Below are 13,569 nucleotides of genomic sequence, written 5' to 3'. Positions count from 1 at the left end.
CGAACGCGGCAACACCTGAACCTCCACGAGAGTTCGCAGGAAAACGAGAAAGGAAACCATGAGCGCGAAGCTGCAGAAGGTCAACGGCATCGAGTTCGCAGTGAAGGACCTGTCGCTGGCGGAGGCGGGCCGGCACCAGCTCCGCCTGGCTGAGCACGAGATGCCCGGCCTGATGGCAACTCGCCGGGAGTACGCGGACTCGAAGCCGCTCAAGGGGGCGCGGATCGCCGGTTCGCTGCACATGACGGTGCAGACCGCGGTGCTCATCGAGACGCTGCTCGAGCTCGGCGCGGAGGTGCGCTGGGTGTCCTGCAACATCTTCTCCACCGACGACGCCGCCGCCGCGGCCGTCGTGGTCGGACCGAACGGCACTCCGGAGAAGCCCGAGGGCACCTCGGTTTTCGCCTGGAAGGGCGAGACCCTGGAGGAGTACTGGTGGTGCACCGACCAGCTGTTCCAGTTCGACGGCGGCCTGTCCCCGAACATGATCCTGGACGACGGCGGTGACGCCACGCTGCTGGTGCACAAGGGCGTCGAGTTCGAGACCGCCGGCGCGGTGCCGCAGGCCACCGACGAGGACCCGGACGAGTACAAGGTCGTCCTGGCGACCCTGCGCGAGAGCCTGGACAAGGACAAGGGCCGCTTCACCAGGATCGCCAAGGAGATCCGGGGCGTCACCGAGGAGACCACCACCGGCGTGCACCGCCTCTACGAGTTCGCCAAGACCGGCGAGCTGCTGTTCCCGGCGATCAACGTCAACGACTCGGTCACCAAGTCGAAGTTCGACAACAAGTACGGCTGCCGCCACTCCCTGGTCGACGGCATCAACCGGGGCACCGACGTGCTCATCGGCGGCAAGACCGCCGTCATCTGCGGCTTCGGTGACGTCGGCAAGGGCTCGGCGGAGTCGCTGCGCGGCCAGGGCGCTCGCGTGATCGTCACCGAGATCGACCCGATCTGCGCGCTGCAGGCGGCGATGGAGGGCTACGAGGTCAAGACGATCGAGGACGTCGTCGAGCAGGCCGACATCTTCATCACCACGACCGGCAACTTCAACATCATCACCGCCGAGCACATGGCGAAGATGAAGCACAACGCCATCGTCGGCAACGTCGGCCACTTCGACAACGAGATCGACATGGCCGGGCTGGAGAAGGTCCCCGGCATCAAGAAGGTCGAGATCAAGCCGCAGGTCCACGAGTACACCTTCCCGGACGGCCACGCGATCATCGTGCTGTCCGAGGGCCGGCTGCTCAACCTGGGCAACGCCACCGGGCACCCGAGCTTCGTCATGTCGAACTCGTTCACCAACCAGACGCTGGCCCAGATCGAGCTCTGGACCAAGCCGGGCGAGTACGACAAGCAGGTCTACGTGCTGCCCAAGCACCTGGACGAGAAGGTCGCCCGCCTGCACCTGGACGCCCTGGGCGTCAAGCTGACCAAGCTGACCAAGGAGCAGGCCGCCTACATCGGTGTGGACGTCGAGGGCCCGTACAAGCCCGACCACTACCGGTACTGATCAGCCGCTGCGGCACCACGGTGCCGACCGGTGGTCACCGCCCGGTGCGGCGGGCGGTGACCACCGCACCGGGCCCGCGGACATTGCTCCGCGACGGCGCGGCCCCCCGGCCGAAGCGGGCCGCCGACGACATGACCGTCCACAACGCCCCCTCCTTTTCCCGAGCGGGAACCGCTGAGGGTTCCCGCGTTCCTCGATTCGCGGTTTTCGCGAACAGACCTTCCAGCAGGAGTATCGGTCCCTGCTCGCATCGGGCAGGTTCGCGGCGTGGATTCTTCCGCTCTCCGCGGTGACCGAAGTCGACCAGAAGGAAAACCTGAGGCCGAGATGAACACCATCGCACTCGAACTGGTTCCGCCCGACCTCGACGGCGGTGAGCAGAAGGCCGTTGCGGAAGGGAGGAAAATCGCCGAGCTCAGCCGGTCGAGCGGGCTGGCGGGCCGGATCCGGCACGTGATGATCCCCGGCATCATCCAGGAGGACGGGGACCGCCCGGTCGATTTCCGGCCGAAGATGGACACCATCGACTTCTGGCGGGCCATCCAGCCCGAGCTCGACGGCATGCGCGCGCTGTGCACGCAGGTCACCGCCTTCCACGACGAACAGAAGCTGGGCGAGCGCCTGCAGGACCTGCGCAAGGCGGACATGGACGGCATCGCGTTCGTCGGCGTGCCCCGCAACATGACCGACGGCGAGGGACCCGGTGTGGCCCCGACGGACGCGCTCACCAAGTACCAGGACGTGGTTCCCCACCGCGGGTCGATCCTGATCCCGACCCGTGAAGGCGAGCAGGGCCGGTTCGGTTTCAAATGCGAGCGCGGCGCCACCTACGGAATGACGCAGCTGCTCTACTCCGACGCCATCGTGGAATTCCTCCGCGAATTCGCGAAAACCACGCCGCACCGCCCCGAAATCCTGCTGTCGTTCGGGTTCGTCCCCGGTGTGGAGAGCAAGAAGAAGCTCATCCAGTGGCTCATCCAGGACCCGGGCAACGAAAGCGTCGCGAAGGAACAGGAATTCGTGGCCCGCACCGCCGAACTCGGTTTCGAGCAGCGCAAGCAGGCGGTCGTCGACCTCTACAAGCGGGTCATCGACGGCGTGCACGGCCTCGGGTTCCCGCTGAGCGTCCACCTCGAAGCGCCCTACGGCTACAACGAGCCGGCGTTCGAGACGTTCGCCGCGATGCTGGAGCACTGGGCGCCGAGCCCCGCCTGAGCCCGGTGGCCCGGCTGGGCCGGGAGCGAGGCGGCACACATCGCCGGGCCACCCCACGCGCCGGACCACTATGCTGCGGAGCCGCGCGTGGAAGGGGAGAGGCCAAGTCATGACTCGGGTCGTCGACCGGCTGCGGCCGGGCAGGACGGTGTTCTCGGTGGAGTTCTTCCCGCCGAAGAGCGACGAGGAAGAGCGGCTGCTGTGGAAGGCGATCCGGGAGTTCGAGGCGCTGGACCCCGCCTACGTCTCGGTGACCTACGGGGCGGGCGGGTCCAGCCGCGACCGCACGGTGCGCACCACCGGCCGGATCGCGGGCGAGACCACGCTGCTGCCGATGGCACACCTGACGGGGGTGAACCACTCGATCGCCGAGCTGCGGCAGGTCATCGGCGCCTACGCCGCCGAAGGCATCCGCAACGTGCTGGTGATCCGGGGCGACCCGCCGGGCGACCCGATGGGCGAGTGGATCCCGCATCCGGAGGGCATCACCTACGCCGACGAGCTGGTCCGGCTGGTGCGCGAGTGCGGTGACTTCTGCGTGGGCGTCGCGGCGTTCCCGCACATGCACCCGCGCTCGGCGGACCTGGAGTCCGACACCCGGCACATGGTCGCCAAGCTGCGTGCGGGGGCGGACTTCTCGGTGGCGCAAATGTTCCTGGAGCCGGAGCACTTCCTGCGGCTGCGCGACCGGCTGGCCCAGCGGGGCTGCCACCAGCCGCTGCTGCCGGGGATCATGCCGATCACCACGCCGAAGGTGCTGGGCATGACCACGCAGCTGAGCAACATGACGATCCCGTCCGCGGTGTCGTCGGTGCTCGACCCGCTGGCAGGCGATCCCGCGGGCTTCCGCGCCGCCGGGATCGAGATCACGACCAAGCTGTGCGAGAAGCTCATCGCCGAGGGCGTCCCGGCGCTGCACTTCTACAGCCTGAACCGCGCCCAGGCGACCCGCGAGGTCGTGAGCAACCTGGGCCTCAGCGACGGGGTGCTCAAGGCGACCTGACACCCGCGAGTCGCAGACCGCCGCGCCCGATCCCGGATCGGGCGCGGCGGTTTTCGCATTCGGGCGGCTAGAGCGCTGTCAGCAGCATGACGCCCATGCCGAAGCTCATCGCCGCGTGGCAGGCGCTGTCGAGGGCGACTGCCCGCCGCGTCCGGCCGGGCACCGCGGCGGTAGGACCCGCCGCACCGGTTCCGGCGTCCAGGGCGCCGCGTCCGATGTCCAGGGCCCGTGCGGTCCACGGCAGCGCGGCCAGCACGAACGCCGCGCCGAGCAGCACCGAGACGGCGACGACCGCGCCGGTCGGGCCGGTCGGGCCGGTCGGGAGCGGCCCCGCGGCGGCGATGCCGCTCGCCGAAGCACCGAGCGAGTGGTGGTGACCGCCGTGGCCGGAGTCGGGGGAGTGGCCCGTCATCAGCAGCGGCATGGTGGCCACCATCCACACCATCGCCGCCATCATCAGCGCGTGGTGCAGGTGCGCGAGCGCGGGGGAGCCGTGCCCGTGGTGATCGTCGGTGCGGCGTCGGTTGCCCGCCAGGAAGGCGAACCACAGCGCGGCCAGCCCGAACAGCACGATCTGGGGCGTCGCCGGGAGCGCCATGCCCCACGGCCACGCCATGGCCGCCATCAGGGCGCTCATCAGCAGGTGGGCCGCCGAGCTGACCCGGTCGGCCAGGCCGGAGCCCCGGGCGGCCAGCCGGGTGAGCGACCACAGCGCGGTACCGGCGAACAGGGCGGTGAGGACCCAGCGCAGCAGCAGTGCTTCGATCACGTCAGGCTCCCGGGGTCGGGTCGGCGGTGCGGCGCGCGAGGGCTACGAGCCCGGCGTCCACGGCCAGGAACAACAGCAGGGAGGCTCCGAACACCGGCAGGGCGTAGGCGACGAACGCGGCGACGAGGATCACCGGCGCCATCACCCGGCCCGGCACCCGGCGCCACGCGCCGCGCGCGGGCAGCCTGCCGAAACCGGAGGCCGGTCCGCGCAGCCACCACATGCGATAGCCCCAGAAGACCATCGCGGTCAGGCCGAGTCCGAGCACGAGCAGCACGAGCTGGTTGACCCAGCCGAACAGCAGCCCCATGTGCGCGTCGATGCCCCACCTCGACAGCTTGGCCATGAGCGGGTAGTCGGCAAATCGGAGCGTCGCGGTGACCGCGCCGCTCGCGGGGTCGACGGCGGCCGAGTCCTGCTGGGTGGGCCAGTGGCGCTGGACCTGCTGGACGGTGTAGGCACCGCCGTCCTCGGGTGGGGCGATCTCCACCGCGCCGGTGATCCCGTGTTCGGCCGCGGCCTCCCGCACCCGGTCGAACCCGACGTCGCCCCGCGCCGTGGAGCGGGCAGGCAACTCGGTGGGGACGGTTGGGGTCTCCCAGGACAGCGACTCCCGCAGCGCCCCGATGTTCTCCCCGGCGTGGACCGACCAGGTCAGCCCCGTCGCGGACAGGAACAGCAGCCCGAGGGCCAGCCACACGCCGGTGGCCCCGTGCCACGAGAGCGTTCCGCGCCGACCCGCCCGGCGCACCTCGGGCGCGAGCACCGCGCGCAGCCTGCGGCGGGGCCGCCTGCGAGCGATCCACAACGCGAGCCCGCCGAGCACGACGACCCACAGCCAGCTCGCGGCCAGCTCGCTGTAGAGGCGCCCGGCGTCGCCCAGGTGCAGGCCGCGGTGCAGGTTGTCGACCCAGGCGCGCAGCGGGAGCGCCTGGCCGCTGCCGTAGGTGTCGAGCACCCCGCGCACTTCGAGGGTGTGCGGGTCGACGAACACCGTGCGCCGGTAGCTCTCCGGCAGGTCCGGGGCGTTGAAGATCACCTGCGTGGTGTCGGTCGGCGTCGGCGCCGGGCGCACCGACTTAAGCGAGTCGCCGGGGCGGACGGCACGGGCCACCTCCACCTGGGCCGTGAGCGGATGGCTCGTCGCCGCGGGAGGGACGTGCAGCTCGTGGTCGTAGACGTGCTGCTCCAGCTGCGGGGTGAAGACGTAGAGCAGCCCCGTCAGCGCGGCGACCACCAGGAACGGCGCGACCAGGACCCCGGCGTAGAAGTGCAGGCGCAGCACCAGCGGCCGCACCGCCTGCCACCACGACTGCCGGGGTGCTTCCGAAGATCCGGGCTCCCGGATGCCGGGTTTCGCGGGCGTCTCGTCGACCAACTGCTCATCGGGCGCCATGTCACTCCTAGAACCGCTCCGCCGCTCCGCTCGTCCGGAGTCGACCTTCGACCACAGGTCGTCGCAGGGGCGGTCTCGGTTCCCGGGGAGCCGAGCGAAATGGATCGGCCGCGCGGGCCGCTGCCGGGGGTGCGGGCTCAGGCTCCGCGGCGGATGCGACCGGCGTAGCGCTCCTCCAGCGCGCGGTTGTGCTCGTCGCCCTCCGGGATGTTGGCCGACAGGTACACCGGCGGTGCCTCCCCGGCGGCCAGCAGCGCGCTGACCACCTCGGCCACGAGCATCTGCGCCAGCAGCGCGGCGGTGATCGAGGAGACCCCGCACACCGCTCCGCCGCCGGGCAGCGGGAGCACCGCGTCGCCGTAGGGCGCGCCGTTGTCGAGCACCACGTCGGCGAAGTCCGCCAGCCGCTTGCCGGACGGGTGCCGGGAGTTCACCTGCTCGGAGTGCTGGCGCGAAGTGATCGCCACGAGCCGGTGGCCGCGCTCGGCGACCAGCCTGGCGAACTCCACCACCGCGCCGTTGACCCCGGAGTTGGACGCGACGACGAAGACGTCCTGCGGGCTGACCGGGGCAAGCTCGTAGAGCCGGTGGGCCACCTCCGGCGTCCGCTCCAGGTGCGGGTCGAACAGGACGCCCGGTGGTTCGCCGCCGTGGACGACCAGGTCGCGCAGCGCGATCATGTTCGTCGGCACCAGGCCGCCCGCCCGCCCGGCGATCTCCATCGCCAGCGCCTGCGAGTGCCCGGTGCCGAAGGCGTGCACGACGCCGCCGGCCCGCACCGAGCCGGTCACCAGCTCCGCGGCCCGGCCGACAGCCTCGGCCTGGCCGGTGGCGACGCCGTCGAAGATCTCGCGCGCCGTCCGGACGAACTCGTTCCCGCTCACCGCCATCTGCGCCTCCAGCGCTCGCGCTGATCTGCCATCGGCGACTCTATGCGCGGCCCGCCCGCCCGTGGCGGAGGCAATTGTCGGAGTCCGCTGAGATGCTTCTGGCCCGAGCCGCGGATCGCCTCGGCTCGGGGCTGCTGACGCGGACCGGCGACACGCCGGATCCCGACCTCCCGGAGGAATGACCATGGCCGCCGAACACGTCGACACCACACCCGCCCGCCCCGGCCGAGCGATGAACGTGACGCTCTGGGTGCTGCAAGTCCTGCTCGCGGCGTTCTTCGCCTTCGCATCGCTGCCGAAGCTGCTCGGCGACCCGACCGCGGTCGCCACCTACGACCTCATCGGGTTCGGCCAGTGGTTCCGCTACCTCACCGGCGCGGTCGAGCTGGCCGGAGCGGTCGGGCTGCTCATCCCCCGGCTGTCGCCGCTGGCCGCGCTCGGGCTGGCCATCGTGATGCTCTGCGCGACGGTCGCCAACCTGACCGTGCTGGCCATGCCCGGGGCCGCGGTCATGACGGTCGTGCTGATGCTGCTCTTCGCCTTCGTCGCGTGGAGCCGCAAGTACCAGCTCACCGGTCGCTGAGACCCGCTCAGGGCAGGGTGGCGGCCAGGTCGGCGATGTCGTCGGGCCGCACCCGGCAGCAGCCGCCGATGACTGCGGCGCCCTCGTGCGCCCAGGCGCTCGCCGCGGTGCCCGGGAACCGGGACGCGCCCGTCCAGGTGCGGCAGTGCGCGTCCCAGTCCTCGCCGCTGTTGGGGTAGGCGACGACGGGTTTGCCGGTCACCTGCCGGGCGATCGCCAGTGCCGGGGCGACCTCGGCGGGGGAGCAGCAGTTGACGCCGACGGCGACGATGTCTTCGTGGTCGCGGGCCACCTCGAAAGCCTCGGCGAGCGGTTGCCCCGCCCGGGTGCGCCCGTCGGCCACCGTGTAGGAGAGCCAGGCCGGGACGCCGATGCCGTCGACCGCCTCGACGAGGGCGATCGCCTCGTCGAGGTCGGGCACCGTCTCCAGGGCGAGCACGTCCGGCCCGGCGCCCGCCAGGACCTCCAGCCGGGGCCGGTGGAAACCGACCAGGTCCGAGACGGTCAGCCCGTAGCGTCCGCGGTACTCGGAGCCGTCGGCGAGTGTCGCGCCGTAGGGCCCGACCGAGGCGGCGACCCACCTCGGCCGGTCCGGCTCCAGGCGTTCGGCGGCCTGCCGGGCCAGCTCGACGCTGCGGCGCATGAGCGCCGCGGCGTCGCCGCGACCGATCCCGCGCGCGCCGAAACCGGGGAAGCTCGCCTGGTAGCTGGCGGTGGTGGCGATGACCGCACCGGCGCGGAAGAACGCCTCGTGCGCGGCGACGATCTCCTCCGGCGCGTCGTGCAGCAGCCGCGCCGACCACAGCTCGTCGGAGAGGTCGTGGCCCCTGGCCTCCAGTTCGGTGGCCAGGCCACCGTCGAGCACGAGCGGGGCGCTGCTGCACAGGTCGGGGAACGGCACGCACCCACCATAGGCGTCGCGGTGGCAGGCGCGCGGCGTCCTGTCCTCAGCCACCCCAGATGTCCTACAGGTAGCGGCCGGACCGCCCCGAGCCGCATGAGGCTCTCGACGGGGTGCTCGGAGTCGATGTCGAAGATGTTTCCAGGACGGGGACACTGCGGGGCTGGGCAACGACACGAGGGTGATCGGTGCGGACATGTGGATCACCTCCGAGCGGGTCCGGCGTGCCTGGCGGTCGGCGGTGCTGGACAGCGCGGAACGCCCGCGGGACCGGCCCTGCCCGCGCCTCATCCATTGGGCCGGTCGGGACGAGGGCGACACGGTTCTTGCGCCCAGATCCCGGGCGACGCTCCGTTGCGGCACCGCCCGCGGGATACCGTGCACGGCGGTGCGTTGAACGGAGGAGACATGCCGGACCTTCCGGAGGGCGTCGTCGCGGCGCTGCGGGCGGAACTGCCCGAGCGGTGCCTGCTGACCGATCCCGACTCGATGGCCCGATACGCCCACGACGAGGCGGAGTGGGCCCCGCACGGCAAGCCGGCGGCGGTGGTGCGGGCGAGCACCACCGAGCAGGTCGCGACCGCGGTGCGGATCTGCTCGCGCCTGGGCGTGCCGGTCGTGCCCAGGGGCGCCGGGACCGGGCTGTCGGGAGGGGCCAACGCCCTGGACGGCTGCGTGCTGCTCTCGCTGGCGGAGATGAACCGCATCGTCGAGATCAACCCCCGCGAACAGCTCGCCGTGGTGCAGCCCGGTGTGGTCAACGACGACCTCCGCGCGGCCTGCCTGGAGCAGGGCGCGTGGTACCCGCCGGACCCGGCCAGCTCGCCGTGGTCGACCATCGGCGGCAACGTGGCCACCAACGCCGGCGGGGTCTGCTGCGTCAAGTACGGCGTGACTCGCGACTACGTGCTCGGGATGGAGGCGGTCGTCGGCGACGGCGAGGTCGTGCGGCTGGGCAGGCGGACCGCCAAGGGCGTCGCGGGCTACGACCTGTGCGGCCTGTTCGTCGGGTCGGAGGGCACGCTCGGCGTCATCACCGAGGTCACGGTCCGCCTGTTACCCGGCGTGCGAGCGCCGGAGCGCACCGTGGTCGGCTACTTCGACACGCTGGTGGCCGCGGGCGAGGCGGTCGCGGCCGTCGCCGCCGCGGGCGTGGTGCCCTCCGCGCTGGAACTGCTCGACAAGCACTGCCTGGAGGCGGTGGACGCCTGGAAGCAGATGGGACTCAGCGCCGAGGCGGAGGTGCTGCTGCTCGGGCGCTCCGACAGCCCCGGTGCGGCCGGTGACCACGAGGTCGAGACGCTGGCCCGCTGCTTCGACCAGGCGGGTGCGACCTGGAGCGCGGTCTCGACCGACCAGCACGAGGCCGACGCGCTGTTCCAGGCCCGCCGCCTGGCCTACCCGGCGCTGGAGCGGCTCGGGCCGCTGCTGACCGAGGACGTGTGCGTGCCTCGCGCGGCGGTCCCGGAGATGCTGGCCCGCATCGAGGCCTCGGCGCGGCGCCACGACACCCACATCGCCAACATCGCCCATGCCGGGGACGGCAACCTGCACCCGCTGATCATCACCGCCGCCGGGGACGAGGAAGCGAAGCTGCGCGCGCAGCGCGCGTTCGACGACATCGTCGACGACGCGATCGCGCTGGGCGGCACCGTGACGGGCGAGCACGGCGTCGGGCTGCTCAAGCGCAGGGGCCTGCACGCCGAGCTCAGCCCGGCCGTCGTCGGCATGCACCACGCGGTGAAGAACGCCCTGGACCCGCGGGGCATCTTCAACCCGGGAAAGGTGTTCGGCGACCCCGGGAGCTGACCGGGGGAGACGGCTGCCGGTGGCCGCGCCGTGCCCGCCGGCATGCTGCGCCGTGGCCGCCGGCATGCCGCACTGTCGCGGTCCGCCGATGGCTTCGCCACATCCGCCACACAGCGGCGCCGGGGCAGTCTACGGTGTCCTGTCATGGCCCGAACGCGCTTGTACCGCAACGGAATTCTCGAAGCGGAGGACTTCCCCGTAGCGGACGTTTCAGACCATCTGCTCGATCCGGACGCGACCGTGTGGCTGGACTTCTGCGCGCCCGGTGAGGCGGAACTCGCGGCGATCAGCGAGGAGCTCGGGCTGCACGCGCTGGCGGTCGAGGACGCCGTCCACGAGGGACAGCGCGCCAAAGTCGACTGCTACGACTCGCATTCCTTCCTCACCGCCTACGCGGTGAGCATGGACGGCGAGGTGTTGCGGTGCCACGAGGTCGCCGCTTTCGTGACCCGTCAGGCACTGGTAACCGTCCGCAAGGACGAGGCTTTCGACATCCAGGCGGTGCTCGCCCGGTGGGACGCCGCGGCCGAGGGCGCCAAGAGCGGAGTCGGTTTCCTCCTGCACGGTCTGCTCGACTACGTCGTGGACGGCCACTTCGACACCGCGCAGGCGCTCGACGACCAGATAGAGCAGCTGGAGGACCTCGTCTTCGAGGACCGCCCCGACCACACCTGGTTGCAGCGGCGTTCACTGCAGGTTCGCAAGAACCTGGTGCACCTGCGGCGCGTGGTCGTGCCGATGCGCGAGGTCGTCGGCAACCTCATGCGCCACGACATGCGGTTGGTCGACGAGGCGATGCAGCCGTACTTCCAGGACGTCCACGACCACGTGCTGCGCGCATCGGAGTGGACCGAGTCGTTGCGCGACCTGATCACGACGATCCGCGAGACGCAGCTCAACCTGCAGGGCTACCGGCTCAACACGATCATGAAGAAGGTGACCAGCTGGGCGGCGATCATCGCGGTGCCCACCGCGGTCACCGGCTTCTACGGCCAGAACGTGCCCTACCCGGGCTTCCAGCAGGTGTGGGGTTTCTGGGCGTCCCTGGTCTCGATCGTCGTGCTGTCGGTCGGCCTGTACGCGCTGTTCCGCAAGCGGGACTGGCTGTAGGCACCGCCGCGGAACGCCGGCCGGCTCGGGACGCCGGGCGGCGGCCATGGTCATCGTCGCCAAAGGCACGAGGGACTCCCGGATCCCGCAGTTCATGCCCCGTGCCATCGCGGTGCCATCTCGCCGCCGACAACGTCGGACGTCCGGGGCGCGTTGCTCGCGCGCTGGCCGACTACTTCTCGGACGCTCCTCGTATGGGCCCTCCGGCCGCACCGCCTAGCCGGCGAAAGCTCCGAAGATCCGGGTGAACTCGTAGTCGGACTGCGCGATGCTGCTGCAGTCCGGTGCGACCGGTCCTCCCGGGCAGCGGCCGTTGTCGCGGCCCGCCGACCAGAACGACAGCAGCCCGATCCTGTTGGCCGCGGCCCAGTCGACCAGTTGCCGGGCGTGGCTCTGGTCGAAGACCTTGCCGTTGAAGTTGCGGCCGATCATGGGTGTGACGCCGAGCCGCGCCTTCAGCTCGGCGTCGCTGAGGCCCGGCCAGATCTGGCGCATCTGCCCCAGCGTGCTCTCCGCCGCGGCGATCACCGCGTCACCCCACGGCTTGCTGGAGCCGAACTCCATCGTCATCGGGTTCACCAGGACGTCGACGCCGTGCGCCGCCGCGCTCTGCAAGACCTGGTAGGAGTACGGGTCGAGCCCGGTGTCGTCGCTCTGCACCCGCAGGGTGTAGCTGATCTCGGTGCCGCGTTCGGCCTGGAGCCGGGCCAGCGCCTCGTTGACCACGTCGTGCGGGATCGACGCTTCCACGTCGATGTCGAGGTGGTTGGCGCCGACGGCGTCGAGCGTCTTGCGGTACGCGGCGAGCAGTTCGTCGGCGGTGCGGCAGGAGCGCTCCAGGTACGGGCCCAGTGCGCCGCCGCTGGCAACGATCACGTCGCCGCCCATCTCCCGCAGCCTGGTGACCTGGTCGACGATGCGCGGCTCGGTCAGCGGGATCTGCCCTCCCCACTGCGGATCGCATCCCGCGCTGCTGCCGAGGACGAAGGCGAGCGTGAAGTGCTTCTGCCCGGTGGCCTGCGCGATCTCGGGCAGCGTCGGCGACTCCCGGGTGATGTCGACGTAGGGCGCCGTCCTGATCGTCGCGGCGCGCTCAACTCCGGCCGCGGGCGCGGCCACCGGTAGGAGAACGGCGGCCGCGACCGCGGCGAGCAGCGTGGGCAGGGATCTCATCGGGACTCCCGGGTCTCGTCGGGGCGGAGCGACGATCGACGCCGAGAAGGTATTTGGTCCAGACCAGTACCGTCAATCGATCAGGACCGTTCGGACCGGCCGGTCAGGCCCTCCGGCGGTGCCGGGTGGGACCGAACGGTCCAGCGGTCGAAAGGGCCGCCCGTTCGGAACCGGTGCGCGCTCAGCAGATACCGGCGAACGCGTCGACGCAGGTCAGTTCGGCCGACAGCGACCACAGGCGCCCTGCCTGCTCGAGGTCGGTCGCGTAGTCGCGGACCCCGGCCACCATGGCGGTGCTCTCGGTGGGTTCGGCGATGTCGCAGTCTTCGCAGTAGGCGCCGCCCATGCCTTCCAACCGAGGCGAGGTCGCGGCCCACACCTGGGTCGCGGCTCCCTGCTCCGGCGTCTTGAACCCGTCGGCGACCAGGTTGCCGTCCGCGTCGACCCAGCCGTTGGCGACCATCTCCGACCGGCGCAGGTGCCGTTGCAGCGGCGTCAGGATGGCGCCGGGGTGCACCGAGAACGCGCGCACTCCGGCGTCCCGGCCGAGGACGTCGAGCCGGGCGGCGAACAATGCGTTGGCCGTCTTCGACTGGGCGTAAGCGAGCCACTTGTCGTACCCGCGCTCGAAATGCACGTCGTCCCAGCGGATTCCGGAGATCTGGTGCCCTGCGGAGGACACCGCGACGACGCGGGCGCCACCGCCGCGGGCTAGCGCCGGCCACAGCAGGTTCACCAGGGCGTGGTGGCCGAGGTGGTTGATCGCGAAGTGCGCCTCCCAGCCCGGCCCGACCCGGGTCTCCGGGCAGGCCATCACACCGGCGCCGCAGATGACGATGTCGAGGTCGCGGCCCGATTCGAGGAAGCGCTCGGCGAACTCGCGGACGCTGCCGAGGTCGCCGAGTTCCAGGGTCTCGAGCTCGACGCCGTCGATGCCCGCGGTCGCGTCGGCCGCGGTCGCGCGTCGCCGGGCGGGAACGACGACGTGGGCTCCGGCGCCTGCCAGCGCGCGGGTGGTCTCCAGCCCGATCCCGGAGTAGCCGCCGGTGACGATGGCGAGCTTGCCGGAGAGGTCGACTCCGGCCAGGACGTCGGCGGCCGTGCTCGACGCGCTGAAGCCGGAGCCGGTCTTGTGCTGCGTTGTCGTTGTCATGGCGGCGAAGCTAGGAGCTGGAGTGCTCTCCAGGTCAAATGGCTACGC

12 protein-coding genes are annotated in these 13,569 nt (G+C 71.3%); 6 read left to right on the top strand and 6 right to left on the bottom strand.

What is annotated here, in order from left to right:
* Positions 1–58: 58 nt before the first annotated feature.
* From ahcY to SACE_RS18885, 3 genes are all read left to right on the top strand, one after another.
* Entirely contained in the window at positions 59–1,519 is a 1,461-nt protein-coding gene (ahcY, locus tag SACE_RS18895) for an adenosylhomocysteinase (RefSeq protein WP_009947852.1), read from the top strand.
* Between the two features lie 327 nt (positions 1,520–1,846).
* Positions 1,847–2,734, top strand: a complete 888-nt coding sequence (locus SACE_RS18890) for a mycobacterial-type methylenetetrahydrofolate reductase (protein ID WP_009947854.1) — start codon at positions 1,847–1,849, stop codon at positions 2,732–2,734.
* A 109-nt stretch (positions 2,735–2,843) separates the two neighbouring features.
* A complete protein-coding gene (locus SACE_RS18885; RefSeq protein WP_009947855.1) occupies positions 2,844–3,737 on the top strand; it encodes a methylenetetrahydrofolate reductase in 894 nt (297 codons plus the stop codon).
* A gap of 67 nt (positions 3,738–3,804) precedes the next feature.
* On the opposite strand, the gene SACE_RS18880 is transcribed toward SACE_RS18885, so the two are convergent.
* From SACE_RS18880 to SACE_RS18870, 3 genes are all read right to left on the bottom strand, one after another.
* Positions 3,805–4,506, bottom strand: a complete 702-nt coding sequence (locus SACE_RS18880; protein ID WP_009947856.1) for a DUF5134 domain-containing protein — start codon at positions 4,504–4,506, stop codon at positions 3,805–3,807.
* 1 nt (position 4,507) lies between these two features.
* A complete protein-coding gene (locus SACE_RS18875) occupies positions 4,508–5,902 on the bottom strand; it encodes a PepSY-associated TM helix domain-containing protein (RefSeq protein WP_009947857.1) in 1,395 nt (464 codons plus the stop codon).
* 137 nt (positions 5,903–6,039) lie between these two features.
* Entirely contained in the window at positions 6,040–6,792 is a 753-nt protein-coding gene (locus SACE_RS18870) for a sugar isomerase domain-containing protein (RefSeq protein ID WP_009947858.1), read from the bottom strand.
* A 184-nt stretch (positions 6,793–6,976) separates the two neighbouring features.
* Between SACE_RS18870 and SACE_RS18865 the strand changes: the two genes are divergently transcribed.
* Complete coding sequence (locus SACE_RS18865; protein WP_011874184.1) at positions 6,977–7,375, top strand: DoxX family protein; 399 nt, start codon at positions 6,977–6,979, stop codon at positions 7,373–7,375.
* Between the two features lie 7 nt (positions 7,376–7,382).
* On the opposite strand, the gene mmuM is transcribed toward SACE_RS18865, so the two are convergent.
* On the bottom strand, positions 7,383–8,276 hold the full coding sequence (mmuM, locus tag SACE_RS18860) for a homocysteine S-methyltransferase (protein WP_009947861.1): 894 nt from the start codon (positions 8,274–8,276) through the stop codon (positions 7,383–7,385).
* Between the two features lie 408 nt (positions 8,277–8,684).
* Between mmuM and SACE_RS18855 the strand changes: the two genes are divergently transcribed.
* Both SACE_RS18855 and SACE_RS18850 read left to right on the top strand, forming a co-directional pair.
* The gene (locus SACE_RS18855; RefSeq protein WP_009947862.1) at positions 8,685–10,085 is read left to right on the top strand and encodes an FAD-binding oxidoreductase; all 1,401 of its coding nucleotides are present in this window, start codon (positions 8,685–8,687) and stop codon (positions 10,083–10,085) included.
* 144 nt (positions 10,086–10,229) lie between these two features.
* Entirely contained in the window at positions 10,230–11,195 is a 966-nt protein-coding gene (locus tag SACE_RS18850; protein ID WP_031334478.1) for a magnesium transporter CorA family protein, read from the top strand.
* 216 nt (positions 11,196–11,411) lie between these two features.
* Here the strand turns inward: SACE_RS18850 and SACE_RS18845 are convergent, their stop codons facing one another.
* The gene (locus SACE_RS18845) at positions 11,412–12,368 is read right to left on the bottom strand and encodes a chitinase (RefSeq protein WP_009947864.1); all 957 of its coding nucleotides are present in this window, start codon (positions 12,366–12,368) and stop codon (positions 11,412–11,414) included.
* A 181-nt stretch (positions 12,369–12,549) separates the two neighbouring features.
* The gene (locus SACE_RS18840; protein ID WP_009947866.1) at positions 12,550–13,521 is read right to left on the bottom strand and encodes an SDR family NAD(P)-dependent oxidoreductase; all 972 of its coding nucleotides are present in this window, start codon (positions 13,519–13,521) and stop codon (positions 12,550–12,552) included.
* Between the last annotated feature and the right edge of the window lie 48 nt (positions 13,522–13,569).

The organism is Saccharopolyspora erythraea NRRL 2338 (assembly GCF_000062885.1).
Lineage (GTDB): Bacteria > Actinomycetota > Actinomycetes > Mycobacteriales > Pseudonocardiaceae > Saccharopolyspora_D > Saccharopolyspora_D erythraea.
This window is presented reverse-complemented; position numbering and strand designations above follow the sequence as displayed.

Coding starts and splice junctions, on each gene's coding strand:
- SACE_RS18840 (WP_009947866.1), bottom strand. CDS start 13,521: ATGACAACGACAACGCAGCACAAGACCGGCTCCGGCTTCAGCGCGTCG.
- SACE_RS18850 (WP_031334478.1), top strand. CDS start 10,230: ATGGCCCGAACGCGCTTGTACCGCAACGGAATTCTCGAAGCGGAGGAC.
- SACE_RS18890 (WP_009947854.1), top strand. CDS start 1,847: ATGAACACCATCGCACTCGAACTGGTTCCGCCCGACCTCGACGGCGGT.
- ahcY (WP_009947852.1), top strand. CDS start 59: ATGAGCGCGAAGCTGCAGAAGGTCAACGGCATCGAGTTCGCAGTGAAG.
- SACE_RS18855 (WP_009947862.1), top strand. CDS start 8,685: ATGCCGGACCTTCCGGAGGGCGTCGTCGCGGCGCTGCGGGCGGAACTG.
- SACE_RS18875 (WP_009947857.1), bottom strand. CDS start 5,902: ATGGCGCCCGATGAGCAGTTGGTCGACGAGACGCCCGCGAAACCCGGC.
- SACE_RS18870 (WP_009947858.1), bottom strand. CDS start 6,792: ATGGCGGTGAGCGGGAACGAGTTCGTCCGGACGGCGCGCGAGATCTTC.
- SACE_RS18865 (WP_011874184.1), top strand. CDS start 6,977: ATGGCCGCCGAACACGTCGACACCACACCCGCCCGCCCCGGCCGAGCG.
- SACE_RS18845 (WP_009947864.1), bottom strand. CDS start 12,368: ATGAGATCCCTGCCCACGCTGCTCGCCGCGGTCGCGGCCGCCGTTCTC.
- SACE_RS18885 (WP_009947855.1), top strand. CDS start 2,844: ATGACTCGGGTCGTCGACCGGCTGCGGCCGGGCAGGACGGTGTTCTCG.